We start from the raw sequence: 19,633 nt of genomic DNA, 5'->3' as shown, positions 1-19,633 counted from the left end.
GTCTCCTTAGCGGCGATGGATCAGGCCGAAGATCCGGCTCCGAGCCCGTCGATAATGGCTTCAAGCTCATCATGCGGGCGCGCGATCACATGGACCGACACCACTTCACCAACTTTGTTGGCTGCCGTAGCGCCCGCATCTGTTGCGGCTTTAACGGCGCCGACTTCGCCGCGCACAAGGGTTGTCACCAGACCGCCGCCAGCTTTGGTCTGGCCGACAATCGCCACGCTGGCCGCCTTGACCATTGCGTCCGCTGCTTCGATTGCCCCAACAAGACCGCGGGTTTCGATCATGCCCAGGGCCATCTGCCCTGCCACTGGTTTCGCCATTTTTCCTATCCTCCGAAGGCTATTGATTTGTGTGTTGTGTTTCAGCTCGTTGAAACGCGATCGACCACCGCGATAATCGCCAGATCCACCGGAGCGGTGGACAACCCCGCCGCCATTCGTGCGGCTGAGCCTGTCGCGATCAGCACCGTGTCACCCACGCCTGCGCCGCATGTATCCGCTGCGACGCGCGCCGGGTCGATCAGATTGCCATCGCTGTCGATCAGGTCTGTCACCAGCAGTTTCAGACCGACCAATCTGGCGTCCTTTGCCGTTGCCGTAACCGTTCCCGCAACCTTGCCGAGGTGCATCAGAATGTCCTCAGATAGCGGTCAAGCTCGACCTGAGTGACCTGTTGGTTGAAAAACTCCAGCTCGCGTTCGGCCTGCTGCAAGACCAACTCCCACAGCATCTCGCCCATTACGTCGCGCAGCCACTCGGACCCACGTGCCAGTCCGATGGCGGTTGGCAGATCGGTCGGAATGGGATCACCTGTGCCATCCTCGTATGCGTTGCCGGTTGTGGGGTCGGTTGGGGTCAGACCCTGCTCGATCCCATCCAGACCTGCGGCGATTTCGGCGGCGAGCAGCAGATAGGGATTGGCATCCGCACCGGCATCGCGTTTTTCGACACGCACGGCGCTGTCGGATCCTTCGATGATGCGGATACCGACTGTGCGGTTGTCGTATCCCCAGCTCGCGTTGATCGGACAGAAGGTATACGGCTGGCGGCGACGGTAACCATTGACTGTTCCGCTACCGCAGATCGCACTTTCGCACATCCGCTTCTGCAGCCCGGCTATGAAAGACTTACCTGTGTCGTTGATCTTGCCATTTTCGGCAAAGACGTTCTTTCCGTCCTTCCACAGCGAATAATGCGTGTGAAAGCCGTTGCCGGACTGATCAAAGAACGGCTTGGGCATGAAAGTCGCCAGATACCCGTGGGCGATGCCCAACTGGCGGATCAGCGACTTGAAAAGAACAACGCGATCTGCAGCAGCCAGCGCTTCGCCATAGCGAATGTTCACTTCGATCTGGCCGGCGGCATATTCCGGGTTCGATTGTTCGATCGGAATGCCGCATTCATTGATCTGCTGACGAATGGGCCCAACGATATGCTCCATTCTTGCCGCCCGACCCAAACCATAGACCTGAATTCCGCTGTCACGCGGCTGCCCGGTTTCAGGGTCCAGCAAATAGAATTCCAGCTCGGTGCCGACATTGACCTCGAAGCCCATGTCGCGCGCGCGCTCGACCTGACGCACCAGAGCCTGGCGCGGATCAATGGGCACCGGCTTGTGGTCCATACCTTCGGCGCGGCCAAAGCAGACCGCCACGCCCGGCTCCCATGGAACAGCGACCGGTTTGGTCATCGGGAAAACATGCATGTCGGGATAGCCGTTGTCGAAATTGACATAGGGCGTGTCCCAGACATCGCAGGTCATATCGATTGCCATCAAGGCAATCGAGAGCGCATTGCCGCTTTTGCACACATGATCCCAATGGCTGGCCGGAATGCGCTTGCCCCGCATGATGCCGTTCAGATCGCCGACGCCAAGAATGACGGTATGCGTGCCCTCGGGCAGATCAAACCCCGAACTCATTGATGCGCTCTCCCTGTTTTTTAGCTTTATAAATGCTGTATTCTGTATACAGTATTCACAAAGACAATCCAGAAACAAGGAAAATCTGCGTCATGTCCAAAAGCTCGGTCATCGTTGTCGGGGGCGGCATCGTCGGCGTCATGACGGCGCTCACACTGCAACGAAGGGGCGAGGCGGTGACTTTGATCGATAGGTGGGAACCCGGTCATTCCCGTGCATCTTCAACGGATTACAACCGGGTGATCCGCGCCATATCGGGACGGGATGAGTTCTATACCCGATGGGCGCGCGAAAGCCGCCTGCGCTGGCTCGAGCTGCAGGCCGAAAGCGGACAGAACCTGATGTATGAATGTGGTGCCCTGATTCTGGCCACCGGCGGCCATTGTGACTGGGAAGACGCAACCGCGCAGACTTTCGACAAGGTTGGCGTGCCTTACTACAAGTTCGATCAGCACGAGATCGAATCGCGGTTCCCTCAGTTTCGGGTGTCCGATATCGAATATGCACTGTTCGAGCCCGAAGCCGGAATGCTGATGGCCCATCGCTGCGTGTTGACCGGACTGGATCTGTTTCGGCGCGCTGGGGGAATCGTGCAGCGGGGACGTGTCACCACGGACGGCTCTGAGCGTCCGATGCTGGACGGCAAACCGCTTGAGGCTGATCTGATCGTCATTGCGACAGGCCCTTGGATGGCGGACATGTTCCCCAAAACAATCAAGCCGATTTCAACGGTGGTTGGCGTCAATGTCCTTTACACCTCGACGCCAGATGGGTCCGAGGACTTCGATATGAGCCGAATGCCCTGCTGGATCGATCATGGTCAGGGGTCATTTGGCCTGCCCTCGTCCGAGGGGTCTGGTGTCAAGGCGGCTGTTGTGATCCCCGACAAGATCGACCTGGACAACGACGAACGCCTGATCCGTCAGGAGACACTGGGTCGCACACGCAGCTATATCCGCCACCGTTTGCCGGGGCTGGAAGGCGAGCGTGTCGTGGATTCGAAGTTCAACCAGATCATACTGACACCGGACACTCACTTCATCGTTGACTGGCACCCGGAACATGACAACGTGTTATTTGCCGGGGGATGCTCAGGGCATCTGTTCAAGCATGCTCCTGTGTTTGCTGAATTCGCTGCAGGTGTCTGCATGAAAGATTTTGGCACGGCTGACCGGTTCAGGGTCGCCGGACGCAGAAAACTCAGCCCAAAAGAAAGCCCAAGCGGCCGCTAAACTTCGGACAAGGCGCGGTACAAGCCAGCATTGGGACATTTTTCCTGCGGCAGCCGGGCTCCGGCCCGAATGGCGTCGCGGCATGTCTCCGCCTGCAGGCAATGGCCGCATTTTTCGGCAAGCTCCAGGCCAAGGTTGGCGTGCGCGTTCAGGTCATCTTCCGTCAACCCGAACTGCCGAGCCATCGCAAGGATGCGCTCGCGTGCCTGCGGCGCACCCGAGCGCAGCATCGCCAAATCCGCGCGGGAAAGCCCCAGATCTGACAACTCGCGATCGTCCACATGTTCCGTGCGGGGCGCGCCAACGATCCGCGCAATGGACTGAAAGAAACCTGAGTAACCGGACATCTGACACCTCCTTTGCCTTGTATTCAGTATACATGACAAGCTCGTGCGAGAATTGATCAGGATCAAATGGTGCTGTCGGCTATTCGCTCAGCTGAAAGCGGTATTTTCCCCGAAACAAGGCTGCAGCCTGCAACGCGGCCAGATCGCCCGGAACATTCGCTGTCCTGAGCGCTGCCAGGCCCGCATCCGCATCCTCTGGCGTCACAATTATGTCGCGACCCCGAATGAACAGGTCGCGCAAATGTTCAGCCGTGTATTCGGGGTGAAACTGAACCGACCGGGCCGGAAATTCGTAATCGAGCGCCCCGACAGGACAGTGATCAGCCGAACCCGTAACCCGAGCCGCCGGGGGCACCTTGGTCACCTGATCCTGATGCCAGACATAAGCGTCCGGATTACCGCCTCCGTAGTCAAAAGCGCGGCAGCCAACAACGTTGCCGATCACCGCCTTTTCCGCCTTTCCGCCATAGACATCGGCCATGATCTGATGGCCGAAGCAAATTCCGAAGACAGGTTTGCTCTGGTCCCGGCAGGCTTGCAGGAACAAGCGTAGGGGCTGCATCCAGTCGGTGTCGTCGTAAACGCCGAACTCGGAACCTCCGACAATGACCCCTTCAAAATCGGACAACGCCGGAAGAGCGGCGCCATCCACGACATTCGCCACAAAGAACTCTGCTTCCGGCAAATGCGGTTCGATCCACTCGCGGATCTGCTGCGCGGTTCGCGGCAAACCCTCCAGCAACGGCAGCGGGTGGCTGGTCATCTCAAGCAGGGCGATCCTCACCAGTCGAAAGCCCGGTCTATGCCCGCCATCTTGACTCCGGTGAAGGCCGACGCCTGAAAGCTGAGTGCGCGCAGGTCTTCGGTTTCCAGATTGTGGACCGAGGATTTGCCGCAAGCCTTGGCCAGCGCCGTGATCTCCATCGTCATGGCCGTCAGATACCGGGCGATACGTTCCGCACCGGCATGGGGGTTCATGCGCGCCTCAAGTTCAGGGTCCTGCGTTGCGACGCCGACCGGACACCGGCCTGTATGGCAATGATGGCATGCACCGGGCGATGTCCCCAAAGCGGTGTAGTCGTCGAGATACCTGGGGCTGTTGCACCCAAGCGCGACCATGGCTGCGTTGCCAATCATCACCGCATCGGCACCCAATGCCAGACATTTGGCTGCATCCACTCCCGAGCGGATACCCCCGGCCGCCACAAGTGAGACCTTGCCGGTCATACCACAATCGTCCAGAGCCTCGCGTGCGGCGCGAATGGCGCTCATGGTCGGAATGCCGGTGTGATTCAGCAGCAATTCGGGGGATGCCCCAGTACCGCCCTCTGCCCCGTCAACAACCACGACATCGGCGCCTGCCTTGGCCGCAACCGCCACGTCGAACCTGGGACGGGTCGCGCCCATTTTGATGAAAATCGGCACCTGATAGTTGGTCGCGATCCGCAATTCCTCGATCTTTACCGCCAGATCGTCAGCTCCGAGAAAATCCGGGTGGCGGATGGTCGAACGCTGATCCACCCCTTCGGGCAGTGTCCGCATCTGGCTGACCCGCGGGCTGACCTTCATGCCAAGCAGCAGGCCGCCGGTTCCCGGCTTGGCCCCCTGCCCCACGACGATTTCCAGCGCATCCGCGCGGCGCAGGTGATCCAGATCCACACCATAGCGGGCGGGCGACATCTGGTAGAGAAGGCGTTGGGAGGCTTCGCGCTCCTCCTCCAGCATGCCGCCTTCGCCCGTGCAGGTCATGGTGCCCACTTTCGAGGCCCCATAGCCCAGCGATGCCTTGGCTGACGCCGACAACGCGCCGAACGACATGGATGCGATGTAGATGGGAATCTTGAGTTCCAGCGGGCGTTCGACAAGGCCGCGGCCACCACCCAGAACAGTCGTGGTGTCGCAGCTCTCACGATACCCTTCCAACGGCAGGCGCGTCATGGTCGCCGGAACAAATGTCAAATCGTCAAAGGTTGGCATCTGCTTGTTGAACGTGTTGTAGCCGCGAACCTGATAGCGGCCCAACTGCGCCAGCGCGTGCACCTCGGAAATCGCCTCGGGCGTCCATCGCGTCGATCCGCCTTCGTCATACGAGGACGGCACCCCAGCCGGGCGGCCTTCAATTGCGCCCGCATCGCGAAACCGGATTTCCTCTTCCGGGGCGACATCGAACGGATAGTCATAGGGTTTACTCAGATCATGAGCCATGCGCTTGCATCCCTGCTTTCAAAATACCAAAGACGTTGACCGGACACCATTTTTCTCCAGTTCCGTGAACTGTCGACAAGCCCGAGCGGGTCAAGAATGGCGTCGACCTCGGCGACTTCCTCGGCCGTTGGTTCAAGTACATCGACATCGACGCCAAGGCTGTCGACCTCGCCCGCCACCCAAACCTCTCCTTGCCACAGGGCATCGGCACAGGACTCGCCCGCTCCGCCCAAGGCAATGATCCGCCCGGAATGCGCCATGAAGCCGGATTGATACCCGATCTTGCCTTCGACCACGATGTTTCCGCCCTTCATGGCAACGCCGACGCGGGGCCCGGCGTCCCCTTTGACATGGATCGTGCCGCCAATCATTGCGGCCCCACAGGACATGCCCGCATAGCCGCCAACGGTTATGTGGCCCTTGGCCATTCCCTCGCCCACGGCCCAGCCGCAGTTGCGTTCGATCGTGATGTTTGCTCCGGTGTTCAACCCGCCGCAGTAGTAGCCAACGGACCCTTCGAACGTGATGTCCACATTGTCCGGCAACCCCACACCCAGATTATGCCGCGACAACGTATCGACCACCCGGATGGGACGCCCTGTGGCACACGCTGCCATGATGTCCTGATTCACTTCGCGAATATGCCGTTTCCCGACTTCGATGACGATCTCATCCATCTGCCTTGCTACCTCGCTCATGCCGCCAGGCTCCGGTTTCCCACACCCCAGATACCTGTCAGCGACGGTCCGTCGTAATTGATCACGTCGCATTCCTCGGTCATCACCCGACGCACGGCCTGCTCCTCGGTCGCGGCGGCAAGATCGCCGTTGCGGTTGACGACGACCAGCGGCTTCATGGCGAAGCGATCCTTGGCAAAGCCAATCCCGTTCGGCGTTGCGATCATGTATGTGAAAACCCCGTCGATCGAGGTGATCGACTTCTTCAGCGCCTGCTCCATCGTCAGGCCTGCCTTCATCTGGTCACTGACCCAGACCGCAATCAGTTCGCTGTCATTTTCGGTCAGAAAGCGATAGCCCATCCGGGTCAGTCTGTCGCGCCACGTGAAATAGTCCGTGATCTGCCCGTTGTGGACAATCGCCACATCCGAGAAAGGCCGTGCCCAGAACGGGTGCGAAGCGTTCGGCAGAACCGAGCTTTCGGTGGCCAGCCGCGCATGCCCCAGACCATGGGTCCCGACCATGTCGCGCACACCGTGTTTATCGGACACGGCCTCTGCTCCGCCGATATCCTTGATGATCTCGAGGCTGCGTCCGCAGGACTGAATTTCGATCCGGTCGGTCAATTCATCCGCATCACGGACCCAAGCCTGCAAATCCGCAGGGTCCGAGATTTCCATCCGAAAGCAATAGTGGTGATTTTCATCCGTCAGAATTTTTGGGTCGGATAGGAACTCTGAGCCGTGATCCTTCAACACTGCCTCAAAAGTATCCAGATCGGAACTTTGCCGGGATTTATTGAACCCCATGCCCCGCAGAACGTATCCTGCTTCCCGTGGCGGCCCATAGATTGCAAACCCGGTGCTGTCCGCGCCGCGATGTTCCTGCGCGTCCATCAGGTCTACCAGGTCCGCCCCGACCTTACCGGGCGCGGCCAGAATCCTTCCAGCGATTCCACACATGAAGAGCTCCCTGTTCATTCGCGTCTGTATACTGTATACAGTACACGAACAATAGCAAGCCCAATCGCCTTGGCACCGGTTGCTTTTTTGAATACAGAATTCACAAAATGCGGAAAGTGAGGCTCCGAGTGGCTCTGAAAGAAATTAAAACTCAACGCAGAAGACTGGCTGACGAGGTTTACGATCAGCTGGTCGAGGCCATCATGAGCCGCGAGATTTCAGCAGAAGACCGGCTTGTGCAGGAGAAGCTGGCGGCGGAACTGAATATCAGCCGCACACCGGTCCGAGAGGCATTGATGCGGCTGGAAACTGAAGGGGTATTGGAAGTTGCCGCCAGCGGCGGCTTCCGTCTGGCCCGCATGGATCAGGCCGAGGTCAGGCAGTTATATCAGGCCCGTGCAGCCATCGAAGGGCAAGCAGCGCGCATTCTGGCGGTTCACGCGGAACCCGAAGTACTGGACCGGCTACGAGAATTGATTCGCCGCGAAGAGGATTTGATCAACGGCTCGACCCGGGACTACTTCATTGCAAACCGGCGCATTCACCGTGCCTTCATGATTGAAGCGGGCAACAAATTCCTGCTGGATATGTTCGACATGATCTGGGGCAAGGCGATGGCCTTTCACCTGTTTTCCGCGATTGAAAACGTGGATATTTCAAAATCGCTGGGGGACCATCTGACGCTTGTCGATGCCATCGCAACGGGCGATGCAACCGAAGCGCTCGAGACATTCACAGCGCATATTCAGGCCGGCTTCGATCTGCAGATCGAGGGCCTGAAGGAAGCCAAATAGGGCTGCGTCACGGGCATAAGTTTAATCGGGAACGACAAGATCAATTTCGTTCAGCGCGAGCATTGAACGAATCTCCTGTGACGGCTGGGTGTCCGTGAAGAACAGATCGATTTTGCCCGATGCTTCCAAAGTAACCGGTGCGCGTTTACCCAGTTTCTCTCCATCTGCCACCACCACGCGAACTTGTGCCCGGTCGATCGCTATACGGGCCAGGTTGGCCTCTTGCAGATCGTGCAGCATGAAGCCCAGATCCGCGTTGACCGCGCCTGCCGACAGAACCGCAAACCTGACGTTCAGCCGCTTGATCAGGTCCTGAGCCTCCACACCAAACGCGCCGCCATCGTGGGGGCGCAACTCGCCACCGGCCATGAAAACCCTGTTGTTGTTTCTTGAGGCCAGTTCGTTTGCCACGAAAACAGAATTGGTGACGATAAACAGGCCCTTATGATCCCTAAGAGCCCTTGCGACATAGGCCGTGGTCGATCCGATATCAAGAAACACGGAATCCCCATCGCTGATGATCTTCGCAACGGCCTTGGCCAGTTTTTCCTTGGCGTCGACCTTTTTGTCCAGACGGCTTTCCAGCGTTGGTTCCAGGATGTCTTCGACCAGGTGAACACCGCCATGGACCTTTCGCACGATACTGCGCTCTTCCAGATTGCGAACATTGCGTCGGATGGTTTCCAACGTGACGCCCAGTTGATTGGCCAGAAAGCTTACCCGGCACGATCCGCCGGCTTGAAACAGCTCTCGCAGGATCTCTTCTTCACGTTGGTTGGTCGTCTTTAGATTCATCTTTTCGGGCATTAGATATCGATCTTGAAGTGGCATTCAGGCATATCACAACACCCACAGAAAGCAACGCCACACAAAAAATCAACGGTTTGAGCGGCGTGATTTGAGTATTTATGTGGCTTTACGTGGTTTTTATTGACACAAAACCCCACGATATGGTCGTCTAGAGAGAGTACCACCGATTCACCAGAAAAAACCACGACAGGGAGATGGTATGATGAAACGCAATCTGGGACTCTGTGCACTTGCCTTGACAGCTGCCGGCGTGACCTCGGCGGCATGGGCCGCAGAGTCGACCGACCCGATAAAATTGACACTGCACGACTGGTCCGGTCAGCTGATCAACACCAAGATCATGGGCTCGATCCTGCAAGAGGCGGGATACAACGTCGAATACGTTCAGGCGGACTACATCGCACAATTCGCAGGCCTGAAGACGGGCGACCTGCATCTGGCGATGGAAATCTGGGAAACCACCGGACGCGAGGCTCTGGACGAGGCGACCGCCACCGGCAATGTCGTCAATGTCGGCGAAACCGGCCTGATGGCGATCGAGGAATGGTGGTATCCGTCCTACATGAAAGACCGCTGCCCGGGTCTGCCCAACTGGGAAGCGCTGAAAGATTGTGCCGAAGAATTCGCAACGGCTGAGACTTCACCAAACGGGCGCTACGTTGGCGGCCCTGTAACCTGGGGCGGATTTGACGAAGAGCGTGTCGAGGCGCTGGAACTGGAGTTCGAAGTTGTCCACGCGGGAACCGATGCAGCCCTGTTTGCAGAATTGGAATCCGCCTATCAGCGGGAAGACCCGATCATGCTGTGGGTTTACGTACCCCATTGGGCGCCCGCGAAATACGACGGCGAGTTCGTTGAGTTCCCGCCTTTCTCGGCCGAATGCTACAGCGATCCGTCGGTCGGTGTGAACCCGAACCTGGCCTACGACTGCGGCAAGCCGCGTGGTCCGATCTGGAAAGCGGCCTGGTCCGGTTTGCAGGAAAAATGGCCTGGGGCTTATGACATCATCGAGGCCTACAACATCAACAACGATGAAATGAGCGCGATGGTCGGAAAGGCCGATCTGGAAGGCGTGGAAATCGATACGGTTGTTGCGGATTGGATGGACGCCAACAAGGACCGCTGGTCCGGCTGGATCTCCAAGTAATCCGCCTTTTGCCGGAACGGGCAAGCTCCCTCTCCCCACCCGTTCCGGCCTTTTCCATTCTCTGACTGGACACACCAGATGACCCCCAAGACAAAACTGTCCTGCCGTAATGTATGGAAACTGTACGGTCCAAATGCGGAATCGCTGCTGCGGCAACACCCGAACCCATCGGCGGATGAGATTCGCAACGCAGGCGTCATCGGGGCGGTGCGCAACGCCAATATCGAAATCACCGAGGGAGAGATTTTCGTCATCATGGGCCTGTCCGGATCGGGCAAGTCGACTTTGGTGCGTTGCCTGTCACGGCTGATCGAACCAACTGGCGGAGAAGTTCTGTTCGATGACACCGATCTGCTGCGCGCCAACGAGAAAGAGCTGATAGAAATCCGCCGCCACAAGATGGGCATGGTATTCCAGCACTTTGCCCTGTTGCCGCATCTGACCGTTCTGCAAAACGTCATGTTCCCATTGACCATTCAGGCTAAACCAAAAACCGAGGCAGAGACCAAGGCGCGCGACGTGGTGGAACTGGTGGGTCTGAAAGGACGCGAGGACTACTACCCGCGCGAACTTTCTGGCGGACAGCAACAGCGCGTCGGAATCGCCCGCTCGCTGGTGACGGAACCCGACCTGTGGTTTCTGGACGAGCCCTTCTCGGCCCTGGATCCGTTGATCCGGCGCGAGATGCAGGATGAATTCCTGCGTCTGCAGGAACGTCTGCACAAAACCATCGTCTTTATCACGCACGACTTCGAAGAAGCCGTCCGCCTGGCCGACCGCATCGCCATCATGAAAGATGGCCAAGTGATCCAGATCGCCACCCCGGAAGAGCTGGTGATGCATCCCGCCACCGACTACGTGGCCGAATTCACCCGCCATATTCCCCGCTCAAAAGTGCTGACCGTCGGCGGCGTCATGATCGCGGGGGCCAGTGGCGATGGCGATCCCATACCGCAATCAACCCGTGTGTCAGACGTGGCAGAACGGATCATTGCATCGGACACCCCAATCCCGATTTCGGATGAAAACGGCCAGATTGTTGGCGCGATAGATCGCAAGGCCGTGGCGCGTGTGCTGTTCGGCGGCGGAGATGCGGCATGATCCGCCTGAACCGCAGCCAGATTGTCATCCTGACGCTTGTTCTGGTAACGATCCTGCTGGGTTGGTTCGGACGCGATCTGGGCAAGGTGATGGATGCCCGCTGGTTGACGAAATTTCCGTCGGCATGGGTGATCCCGTTCAAAACCTACATTTCCTCTGCCATGACCTGGCTGATTGAGGACGCGGCCATCGGGCCGGTTTCGTTCACCGATATCACACGTGCCATCGCCTGGCTGATTGAACAGCCCTACAACTTTGTTCTGGCGCTGCTTGCCAATGGGTTCGTCAGCGGTTTGGGCAATGACGCTCAGGTCATTCTGCCCGCCATCAGCTGGATCGTGGTGATCACCGCAGTGATCGCGTTGGGCCAGTATTGCCGCGACTGGGCACTGGCCGCGTTGGTTGGTAGCTGTTTCATCTACCTTGCGGTCTTTGGCCAATGGGACAGCGCAATGGTCACATTGGCTTCGGTTCTGATTGCAGTTCCGATAGGCGCGGGCGGAGGGTTGCTGACCGGCATCTTCGCCTATCGCCACCCGACCTTTGAACGCATCATCTCGCCCATTCTGGATCTGATGCAGACGATCCCGATCTTCGCCTATCTGGTGCCGATCCTGTTCATGTTCGGCTTTGGCCCGATCTCGGCTCTGGTCGCGACGATCATCTACGCCACGCCTCCGATGGTTCGGATCACGACGCTGGCACTGAAAGCCGTTGACCCCGAGATTCAGGACTTTGGCCGCATGGCAGGCACGACACAGCGGCAACTGATGTGGCGCGTTCTGGTGCCCTCGGCCAGTCACAGCCTGATGGTGGGCGTCAATCAGGTGATCATGCTGACGCTGAACATGGTCATCATCGCCTCGATGATCGGGGCCGGAGGGCTGGGGTTCGACGTCCTCGCCGCGCTGCGCCGTCTGGACATAGGCGCAGGGTTCGAAGCTGGCATCGCCATCGTTGTTTTGGCCATCGCGGTGGACCGGCTGAGCCAGGCTTTTGCCGAACGGATGGGGCAGGTGCATCATGAGGCGCCGGGCTCGTGGGCCGCCCGCCATCGGCGGACAGTTCTCGTGCTGATCCTGCTGGTCGTTACATGGGTTCTGGGCCAGTTTTCACCCCTGCTACTGGAATATCCCGAAAGCCAGACGATCACCACGGGTGCCTTCTGGGACAACACTGTCGAATACCTGAACGTCAACTATTTCGACACGTTCGAGGCGATCAAGGTCTTTTTCCTGACCTGGTTCATGATCCCGATCAAGACGGTTCTGCTGGGCATCCCATGGCCCTGGGCCATTGCCATGCTGACGTTGCTGGGCTGGCACGCAGGCGGCTGGCGATTGGCGCTGCTGTGCGGCGGTATGGCCTCGCTGATCCTTGTCTCGGGCCTGTGGTCGAAGGCAATGGTGACGGTATACCTCTGCGGGGCATCGGTCATTCTGGCAACCCTGATCGGAGTGCCTCTGGGCGTGCTGGCGGCCCTGAACAAACGCGCCGGAACGGTGATCAATCTGCTGATCGACACGCTGCAAACTCTGCCCAGCTTTGTCTATCTGATCCCGGTGGTCATGCTGTTTCGGGTCGGCGACTTCACCGCACTGATCGCCATCGTGCTTTACGCATTGGCCCCAGCAGTGCGCTATGCCGCGCACGGTGTGCGTTCGGTCAGCGAAGACCTGATCGAGGCCGGGCTGGTTTCTGGCTGTACCCGCACGCAACTGCTGCGCCATATCCGCCTGCCGATGGCCCTGCCCGAAATTCTGCTGGGCATCAACCAGACGATCATGCTGGCCCTGTCGATGCTGGTCATCACCGCGCTCGTCGGTACCCGCGATCTGGGGCAAGAGGTCTATATCGCACTGACCAAGGCCGACACCGGTCGGGGTCTGGTGGCTGGTCTGTCGATTGCCTTCATCGCCATCATTGCGGACAGGCTGATCAATGCAGGTGCCCGGCAGGCCCGTATCCGCTTTGGACTGGAGAGCTAACATGAGCCATTCCGATCTGATGACCCGCATCCGCGATCTGCCGATCTGGCAAGGAAATATTGAGGCAACGCCTCTGACCGGCGGCATCACCAACATAAACTACAAGATCACCGACGACAGCGGTTCCTACGTGGTGCGTGTCGGAGACGATATCCCCCTGCATCAGGTGATGCGCTTCAATGAACTGGCGGCCAACAGGGCGGCCCATGCGGCTGGGCTTTCGCCTGCCGTGGTTCACGCCTCGGGCGATCTGACGGTATTGGAGTTCGTCGAAAGCCGCACCTTGTCCGAAGAGGACATTCGCCACCCCGACACGCTGCCGCGTGTTCTGGACCTGGTGAAAGCCTGCCATATCGAGGTTCCCAAGCATCTGCGCGGCCCGTCGCTGGTGTTCTGGGTCTTCCACGTCATCCGCGACTACGCCGCTACACTCAAGGAACGCGGAAGTAGCCATTCGGCTTTGCTCCCGGATCTGGTGAAAATCAGTGATGGCCTCGAAGCCGAGGCGGGACCATATGACATGGTTTTTGGCCACAACGATCTGCTCTGCGGCAACTTTCTGGACGACGGGACTCGCCTCTGGTTGATCGATTTCGACTATGCCGGGTTTAACTCGCCGCTCTTTGACTTGGGCGGGCTGGCTTCGAACAACGGCCTTTCGCCCGAACAGGAAGACTGGGTGCTGGAGACCTATTTTGAAACCCCAGTCACCGACGATCTGCACCATCGCTACACGGCCATGAAATGCGCCTCGCTGCTGCGCGAAACGATGTGGAGCATGGTGTCCGAAATCACCTCGGATATCGACTTCGACTACGCAGCCTACACAGCCGAAAACCTCGCGCGGTTCCGCGCGGCCCTGACAGACTTCAAAAACACCTGAGGACAGACATGACCGACCTTCCGAAAACAGCCAAAGCCGTCATCATCGGCGGCGGGATCATCGGCTGCTCGACCGCGTATCACCTGGCCAAGCTGGGCTGGACAGATACGGTACTGCTGGAGCGCAAGAAACTGACCTCGGGTACGACATTTCACGCGGCCGGTTTGGTGGGCCAGCTTCGATCGAACGCCAATATCACGCAGTTGCTGGGCTACTCGGTCGATCTGTACAACAAGATCGAAGAGGAAACCGGGCTCGGCACCGGTTGGAAGATGAACGGCGGCCTGCGGCTGGCCTGTAACGAAGAACGTTGGACCGAGGTAAAACGCCAGGCCACAACGGCGCATTCCTTCGGTCTGGACATGCAGCTTCTGACCCCTTCCGAAGCGCAGGACCTGTGGCCGCTTATGGACGTCTCTGATGTGATCGGCGCGGCGTATCTGCCGACGGATGGTCAGGCGAACCCCTCGGACATCACTCAGGCGCTGGCCAAGGGCGCACGCAGGGCCGGGGCGAAGATATTCGAGGACACCAAGGTCACCGATATCGAAATCGAAGATGGCAAGATCCGTGCGGTGATTACCGAACATGGCCGGATCGAATGCGAAAAGGTGATCTGCTGTGCCGGTCAGTGGACCCGCACATTTGCCGGACGTTTTGGCGTCAACGTGCCACTGGTGCCGATGGAGCATCAATATATGGTAACGGAACCCTTTGACGTGCCTTCCAACCTGCCGACCCTGCGCGACCCGGACCGGCTGACATACTACAAGGAAGAGGTCGGCGGGCTGGTCATGGGAGGGTACGAGCCAAACCCGATCCCCTGGGCAACCAAAGGCATCCCGCAGGGCTTCCACTACACGCTGCTCGACAGCAACTTCGATCATTTCGAACAACTGATGGAGCTGGCCCTTGGCCGTGTTCCCGCTTTGGAGAATGCGGGTGTCAAAACGCTGACCAACGGGCCGGAAAGCTTCACGCCCGACGGCAATTTCATCATCGGTGAAGCGCCAGAGTTGCGCAACTTCTTCGTCGGCGCGGGTTTCAACGCCTTCGGCATCGCCGCTGGCGGTGGAGCGGGCATGGCGCTGGCGGAATGGGTCCACAAGGGCGAGCCGCCTTTCGATTTGTGGTCCGCCGACATCCGCCGCTTTGGCCGCCCGCATTTCGACACCGACTGGGTGCGCACCCGCACGATCGAGGCATACGGCAAGCACTACACGATGGGCTGGCCGCATGAAGAACACGACTCGGGGCGGCCCTGCCGCAAATCTCCGCTCTATGAAACACTGAAAGATCAGGGCGCGTGCTTTGGTGAGAAACTGGGCTGGGAACGCCCGAACTGGTACGCCGATGCCTCGCTGGGTGAAACACCGAAGGATGAATACAGCTTCGGCCGTCAGAACTGGTTCAGTGCCGTGGGCCGCGAACACAAAGCCGCGCGCGAGGCGGCAGTGCTGTTCGACCAGACCTCTTTCGCCAAATTCGCCCTTAAGGGTCCGGATGCGCTGGCCGCTATGAACTGGATCTGCGCCAATGACGTGGACAAGCCCGTGGGCGCGCTGACCTATACGCAGATGTTGAACGACAAGGGCGGGATCGAGTGCGACCTGACCGTGGGCCGCGTCGCGCATGATGAGTTTTACATCGTCACCGGCACCGGCTTTGCCACCCATGATTTCGACTGGATCAGCCGCAATATCCCCGAAGGTCTCAACTGTCAGCTTTTTGATATCACCTCATCCAATGCCGTGCTGTCGCTGATGGGCCCGAAAGCGCGCGATATTCTGGCGAAGGTCACGCGCGATGACGTTTCGAACGACCGCTTCAAGTTCGGCACGATCCGCACAATCGGCATCGCCGGGTGCCCGGTTAAGGCACTGCGCGTGACCTATGTGGGAGAGCTTGGCTGGGAACTGCACCTGCCGGTGGAATATGCCCAGACGGTTTATTCCGCCCTGATGGCTGCGGGCCAGCCGAACGGTTTGGTGAACGCGGGCTATCGGGCGATAGAATCGCTGCGGCTCGAAAAAGGGTATCGCGCCTGGGGTGCGGAAATCGGCGCTGACCACACGCCATTCGAAAGCGGGCTGGGCTGGGCGGTGAAGCTGCGCAAGAACGTCGACTTCAAAGGCCGGTCTGCGTCGGAAAAACAAAGGGCCGAAGGCGTCAAAAAGATGCTGGCCTGTTTCACCGTCGACCCGGATGTTATTCTGCTGGGCCGCGAGACGATCTATCGCGACGGCAAGCGCGTCGGCTGGCTGACCTCGGGTGGCCATGGCTTCACCGTGGGCAAATCCATCGGTTACGGCTATGTCCGCAACCCCGAGGGGGTCGACCCGGGATTTGTAACATCCGGCAGGTACGAGCTGGAGGTCGCTACCCAACGCGTTCCCTGCGAAGTCACTTTGCAGCCGCTGTACGATCCGAAAATGGAACGTGTCAAAGCATAAAAGCGACGATACCGGAAGGTTAAGACCTTGTGGTACCGGTAACGTAACAACAGAAGGGAACGGCCAAGCGCCGATACTGGCTTCAGACGGCGGAGTAACTTCCGCCGCGACGCCGGAACTTCATACTGAACTTTCGAGGTTGCTGAGCGACCAAAACCGAAAAACCGATACCCGTCCGAACCGGAAAGACAGGCGACAAGTTTTGCATCAGAGTCGGTTCTCCTTCCTGGCGGACTGACCAATTGGAAGCGCTGGCAGCAAGCCGCCAATTGCGATCAGCCCTGCCCCGACCCATCCCCAGAAATCCGGCAGGTTGTTCCAGATCGCATAGCCAAAGATGATGGCCCAGATCATCCCGGAGTACTCTACCGGTGCCATCAAGCTGAGCGGCGAAACCGAGCACGCTTTCGTTCGACAATACACGCATAAGGCGCCGAACAGCCCGAGTAGAACAACAAGCCACAAATCCGGCGTCTCGGGCAGGTGGTCCCCAGCCGGAACCAGAAGGACAGCGACCAGAAAAATCGTCAGATATTCATAGCCCGTGATTGCTTCTGGCGTGTCGCGGCGGGACAGGGCGCGCGCCGCCGCAAGACCGAAAGCACTGCAAAAAGCCGCGGCCAGCGGCAGCAAAGCGGCCATGTTCATGCCGACGCCCGGCGGGCGAATAATGAGACATGCACCCAAAGCTCCGGCAACCACCGCTAAGACCTGCAGGACGCTCGCGTGTTCCCGAAAGAACAGGGAAGACAGACACATTGAAATGATCGGGGAAACCATGAAGATGATCGTCACCTCAGCCAGAGGCAGTACCTTCAGACCTGCGATGAAAAAATACATCGTTCCCAAGGTCAGCAAGCCTCGGCCAATCATCAGCGGCCACCGTGGCGACACCATCGAACGCCAGGTCGACGGGGCGATGATCCCGAAGAAAAACAGCAGCCCGAACACGCTTTCGAAGAATATGACCTGAAGCTCAGAATATGTCTGGGCCAGCATTTTTGCGACCGCATCCAGCGCGGACATGAAAAACACGCCCAGCGCAAACAAGATAACTCCGCGCGCGTTCCCTTGAAACTGACGAAGCATGGCGTTCATTGGCCGACCTGGTCGAAAACCGAAGTGCGTTCCAGATAGAACTGCGACGAAAACCTGCCCGGGTTCTGCTTCAGGAAGTCCTTCATGAAGATTAGCATTTCGACCGCATCAGATTTCTTTACATCGACTTTGCCATGGTCCAGCCAGTCTTCAAAACGGGCGAGTTCCTTTAGATCAAACCCTTTTTGACGACCGTATACGATCATGTTGCAATAGGAACGGTGTGAGAAATATGTCCGGCTCATATACGCTTCAAAAGCTACTGCGGTTTCTTGTGAAATGACCCCGTTTTCCAACGCAGCCGCCAGCGTGGCCTTGATGTTCACCAATGGTTCAGACAATGCGGGATAACCCAGTTCGGCGGGTCCGTGGTTCAGGGCGACTTCGTCGTCCCGTGTAATCCGGCCAGTGCGGTAATCCTCGAAAACGCGCCCGATCCCCTTCATGCCGAAATCGCAAAGCTCGGCGGCTCTTAGCGCTCCCATGCTGGCGCTGCCGAAAACGTGAACGCCTTGGTCAAGCGCCCAAAGTATTTCCTTGTGTAAGACCGAAGGTGTCAGCTGAAAGTACCCGTCAATGATACCGATGGCATGGGGGTTGCGCGCTATCACGGCCATCACATCCCCCTGTGCAGCAGGTGGCAGGTATTCAGCGTCAAGAATACTCAATGCTTCACTTTTCCGGATCGTGGGGCCGCAAAATACGAATATGGTCATTGGGCCGGTTCCAGCTGTCTTTGCGCCCGCACCCCCATTGCGTAGCGCGGGTCGTCGCTTGGACCTTCCAGTCCCGGAACAAGCACACGGACCACCGAAATATGTTTGGCCACATAGTCCGCGGTTATGTCGATGATGTATGCGTCGTGAAGTCCAGCATTCTGCAAGCCCGCTAATATCTGATCCAGATCATCATCCGGGGTTGCTGTGTCCTGCGATTTTCTTGACCCGAACTCAAGCTTTCCGGGCCTTGCGATTGTCTCGTGAAATTCCATTTCGCGATAGAACTCCCTGGACAAGTCATCGCGGGAACCGGTGATCAGCGTCAGCCGTTCCTGTGCGGCTTCTGTCAGCGCGCGGGACAATGCGATTTCGCGGCAAGGGTGACACCCCGCACCGACCGAGGGCCGCGGCAGCAAAACCGGCAGGTTTCCTTTCTCGCATGTCCAGACCAGATATGCAGGCACACCAATGTCCGAAGTGACGTCCCAGATCGCCACATCAATATCCGCGTCTTGGAATTTTTTCAGAATCGCAAGAAGTGAGCCGTCGCAAATCGTATCTTGGTCGATGCGCCGCGCGTCACGATCTGTCCAAGGCAATTGCGACCATAGCGCTATGGCGTCGCGTTCAATGACTTCGCACAAGGCGTGGCAGGCGGCTTCGGCAAAGGTGTTTCCTGACGCCAAGCCGTTGGAGCTTGAAAGGAAGAACCCACTGCCGGGCGGCAAAGGCCGTGTGTAATTTGTGTGTATCAGTTCATATGGCGCCCAGCCCCCGGAATTGCCCCCAAGCGCTTTCATCTCCAGCCACAATATCGGCTGAAAGGGATCGAACTGTCTTCCCCTGCATTGCGGCAGAAGATCCGGCTCAACGACATTGTGCGTATACCGAATGTCCTCATAACAGGCGTGAATTACCGGAAAGACGATACGCTCTGCATGAAATATCTCTATGGACTCCATCACCGCCGAGGCGACGGCGGCATCATAAGTGGCCCCTTTTCCCTGCGATACAGCCATCGAGCGGGAATTTGGCCGACACACGACGATTGTCGGCAACCCAACCCGGTCGAGCCCGGTGACATCCGCGATGCGCGTGATCCCGAAAACGGGGAACAGATCGCGCATCAGGTCAACGGTCTGGCCCGGCGGGCGGACCCTGTGTGTGCCTTCGAAATACTGCTTCAAAACCAATCTCTGCCGGAAAGGACAAGGCCCGGGATCTGATCCAGGTTTTTGTTCCCGGGCCCGTTACCAGAACGCCGGGGTTGGCGTTCTGATCCAGCTGT

19 protein-coding genes are annotated in these 19,633 nt (G+C 58.4%); 7 read left to right on the top strand and 12 right to left on the bottom strand.

Going from position 1 to position 19,633, the window contains the following annotated elements:
• Window positions 1-20 precede the first annotated feature (20 nt).
• From ACR0J2_RS13110 to ACR0J2_RS13100, 3 genes are read right to left on the bottom strand one after another with little or no spacing between them, the layout of a single operon-like run.
• Window positions 21-329, bottom strand: a complete 309-nt coding sequence (locus tag ACR0J2_RS13110) for a BMC domain-containing protein (RefSeq protein WP_117869464.1) — start codon at window positions 327-329, stop codon at window positions 21-23.
• A gap of 41 nt (window positions 330-370) precedes the next feature.
• Window positions 371-637, bottom strand: coding sequence for a EutN/CcmL family microcompartment protein (locus ACR0J2_RS13105; protein WP_170611725.1), 267 nt, complete (start codon window positions 635-637; stop codon window positions 371-373).
• A complete protein-coding gene (locus tag ACR0J2_RS13100) occupies window positions 637-1,929 on the bottom strand; it encodes a glutamine synthetase family protein (protein ID WP_170806737.1) in 1,293 nt (430 codons plus the stop codon). The genes ACR0J2_RS13105 and ACR0J2_RS13100 overlap by 1 nt, the downstream gene beginning before the upstream one ends.
• 92 nt (window positions 1,930-2,021) lie before the next feature.
• Here ACR0J2_RS13100 and ACR0J2_RS13095 point away from each other — a divergent pair, with 92 nt between their 5' ends.
• Window positions 2,022-3,161: an FAD-dependent oxidoreductase gene (locus ACR0J2_RS13095; RefSeq protein ID WP_170806738.1), complete on the top strand. Its 1,140-nt coding sequence runs from the start codon at window positions 2,022-2,024 to the stop codon at window positions 3,159-3,161.
• Here the strand turns inward: ACR0J2_RS13095 and ACR0J2_RS13090 are convergent.
• From ACR0J2_RS13090 to ACR0J2_RS13070, 5 genes are all read right to left on the bottom strand, one after another.
• Complete coding sequence (locus ACR0J2_RS13090; protein ID WP_170806739.1) at window positions 3,158-3,508, bottom strand: hypothetical protein; 351 nt, start codon at window positions 3,506-3,508, stop codon at window positions 3,158-3,160. The two genes, ACR0J2_RS13095 and ACR0J2_RS13090, sit on opposite strands and share 4 nt — an antisense overlap.
• A gap of 79 nt (window positions 3,509-3,587) precedes the next feature.
• Window positions 3,588-4,292 (bottom strand): type 1 glutamine amidotransferase, encoded by a 705-nt coding sequence (locus ACR0J2_RS13085; RefSeq protein WP_480812837.1) that lies wholly within the window; start codon window positions 4,290-4,292, stop codon window positions 3,588-3,590.
• The gene (locus tag ACR0J2_RS13080) at window positions 4,289-5,713 is read right to left on the bottom strand and encodes an FMN-binding glutamate synthase family protein (RefSeq protein ID WP_170679065.1); all 1,425 of its coding nucleotides are present in this window, start codon (window positions 5,711-5,713) and stop codon (window positions 4,289-4,291) included. The genes ACR0J2_RS13085 and ACR0J2_RS13080 overlap by 4 nt, the downstream gene beginning before the upstream one ends.
• Window positions 5,698-6,411 carry a GltB/FmdC/FwdC-like GXGXG domain-containing protein gene (locus ACR0J2_RS13075; RefSeq protein WP_170611714.1) on the bottom strand — a complete coding sequence of 238 codons (714 nt, stop codon included), beginning with the start codon at window positions 6,409-6,411 and terminating at the stop codon, window positions 5,698-5,700. Before ACR0J2_RS13075 ends, ACR0J2_RS13080 begins: the two co-directional genes overlap by 16 nt.
• The gene (locus ACR0J2_RS13070) at window positions 6,408-7,352 is read right to left on the bottom strand and encodes a class II glutamine amidotransferase domain-containing protein (protein ID WP_480812836.1); all 945 of its coding nucleotides are present in this window, start codon (window positions 7,350-7,352) and stop codon (window positions 6,408-6,410) included. The genes ACR0J2_RS13075 and ACR0J2_RS13070 overlap by 4 nt, the downstream gene beginning before the upstream one ends.
• Window positions 7,353-7,480: 128 nt before the next feature.
• Between ACR0J2_RS13070 and ACR0J2_RS13065 the strand changes: the two genes are divergently transcribed.
• Window positions 7,481-8,146, top strand: coding sequence for a GntR family transcriptional regulator (locus ACR0J2_RS13065; RefSeq protein WP_480812835.1), 666 nt, complete (start codon window positions 7,481-7,483; stop codon window positions 8,144-8,146).
• 21 nt (window positions 8,147-8,167) lie between these two features.
• Here ACR0J2_RS13065 and ACR0J2_RS13060 read toward each other — a convergent pair whose 3' ends face one another.
• The gene (locus ACR0J2_RS13060; protein WP_170611853.1) at window positions 8,168-8,941 is read right to left on the bottom strand and encodes a DeoR/GlpR family DNA-binding transcription regulator; all 774 of its coding nucleotides are present in this window, start codon (window positions 8,939-8,941) and stop codon (window positions 8,168-8,170) included.
• A gap of 217 nt (window positions 8,942-9,158) precedes the next feature.
• On the opposite strand from ACR0J2_RS13060, the gene ACR0J2_RS13055 reads away from it, so the two are divergent.
• The 5 genes from ACR0J2_RS13055 to ACR0J2_RS13035 all read left to right on the top strand — a co-directional run bounded on the left by ACR0J2_RS13055 (window position 9,159) and on the right by ACR0J2_RS13035 (window position 16,528).
• Complete coding sequence (locus tag ACR0J2_RS13055) at window positions 9,159-10,103, top strand: ABC transporter substrate-binding protein (RefSeq protein WP_480812834.1); 945 nt, start codon at window positions 9,159-9,161, stop codon at window positions 10,101-10,103.
• A gap of 78 nt (window positions 10,104-10,181) precedes the next feature.
• The gene (locus tag ACR0J2_RS13050) at window positions 10,182-11,204 is read left to right on the top strand and encodes a quaternary amine ABC transporter ATP-binding protein (RefSeq protein ID WP_480812833.1); all 1,023 of its coding nucleotides are present in this window, start codon (window positions 10,182-10,184) and stop codon (window positions 11,202-11,204) included.
• Window positions 11,201-13,192, top strand: coding sequence for an ABC transporter permease (locus tag ACR0J2_RS13045; RefSeq protein WP_480812832.1), 1,992 nt, complete (start codon window positions 11,201-11,203; stop codon window positions 13,190-13,192). The genes ACR0J2_RS13050 and ACR0J2_RS13045 overlap by 4 nt, the downstream gene beginning before the upstream one ends.
• Window position 13,193: 1 nt before the next feature.
• Entirely contained in the window at window positions 13,194-14,075 is an 882-nt protein-coding gene (locus tag ACR0J2_RS13040; protein WP_480812831.1) for a phosphotransferase, read from the top strand.
• An 8-nt stretch (window positions 14,076-14,083) separates the two neighbouring features.
• Window positions 14,084-16,528: a GcvT family protein gene (locus ACR0J2_RS13035; RefSeq protein WP_480812830.1), complete on the top strand. Its 2,445-nt coding sequence runs from the start codon at window positions 14,084-14,086 to the stop codon at window positions 16,526-16,528.
• Between the two features lie 207 nt (window positions 16,529-16,735).
• On the opposite strand, the gene ACR0J2_RS13030 is transcribed toward ACR0J2_RS13035, so the two are convergent.
• The 3 genes from ACR0J2_RS13030 to ACR0J2_RS13020 are packed head-to-tail and all read right to left on the bottom strand — an operon-like array spanning window position 16,736 to window position 19,532.
• The gene (locus ACR0J2_RS13030; RefSeq protein ID WP_480812829.1) at window positions 16,736-17,626 is read right to left on the bottom strand and encodes a DMT family transporter; all 891 of its coding nucleotides are present in this window, start codon (window positions 17,624-17,626) and stop codon (window positions 16,736-16,738) included.
• On the bottom strand, window positions 17,623-18,342 hold the full coding sequence (locus ACR0J2_RS13025; RefSeq protein WP_480812828.1) for a TfuA-like protein: 720 nt from the start codon (window positions 18,340-18,342) through the stop codon (window positions 17,623-17,625). The genes ACR0J2_RS13030 and ACR0J2_RS13025 overlap by 4 nt, the downstream gene beginning before the upstream one ends.
• On the bottom strand, window positions 18,339-19,532 hold the full coding sequence (locus ACR0J2_RS13020; RefSeq protein ID WP_480812827.1) for a YcaO-like family protein: 1,194 nt from the start codon (window positions 19,530-19,532) through the stop codon (window positions 18,339-18,341). Before ACR0J2_RS13020 ends, ACR0J2_RS13025 begins: the two co-directional genes overlap by 4 nt.
• Window positions 19,533-19,633: the final 101 nt, after the last annotated feature.

It is taken from the genome of Ruegeria sp. CG4 (genome assembly GCF_056537185.1).
The sequence above is the reverse complement of the archived record's forward strand: the minus strand, read 5'-3'. Positions and strand labels throughout refer to the sequence as shown.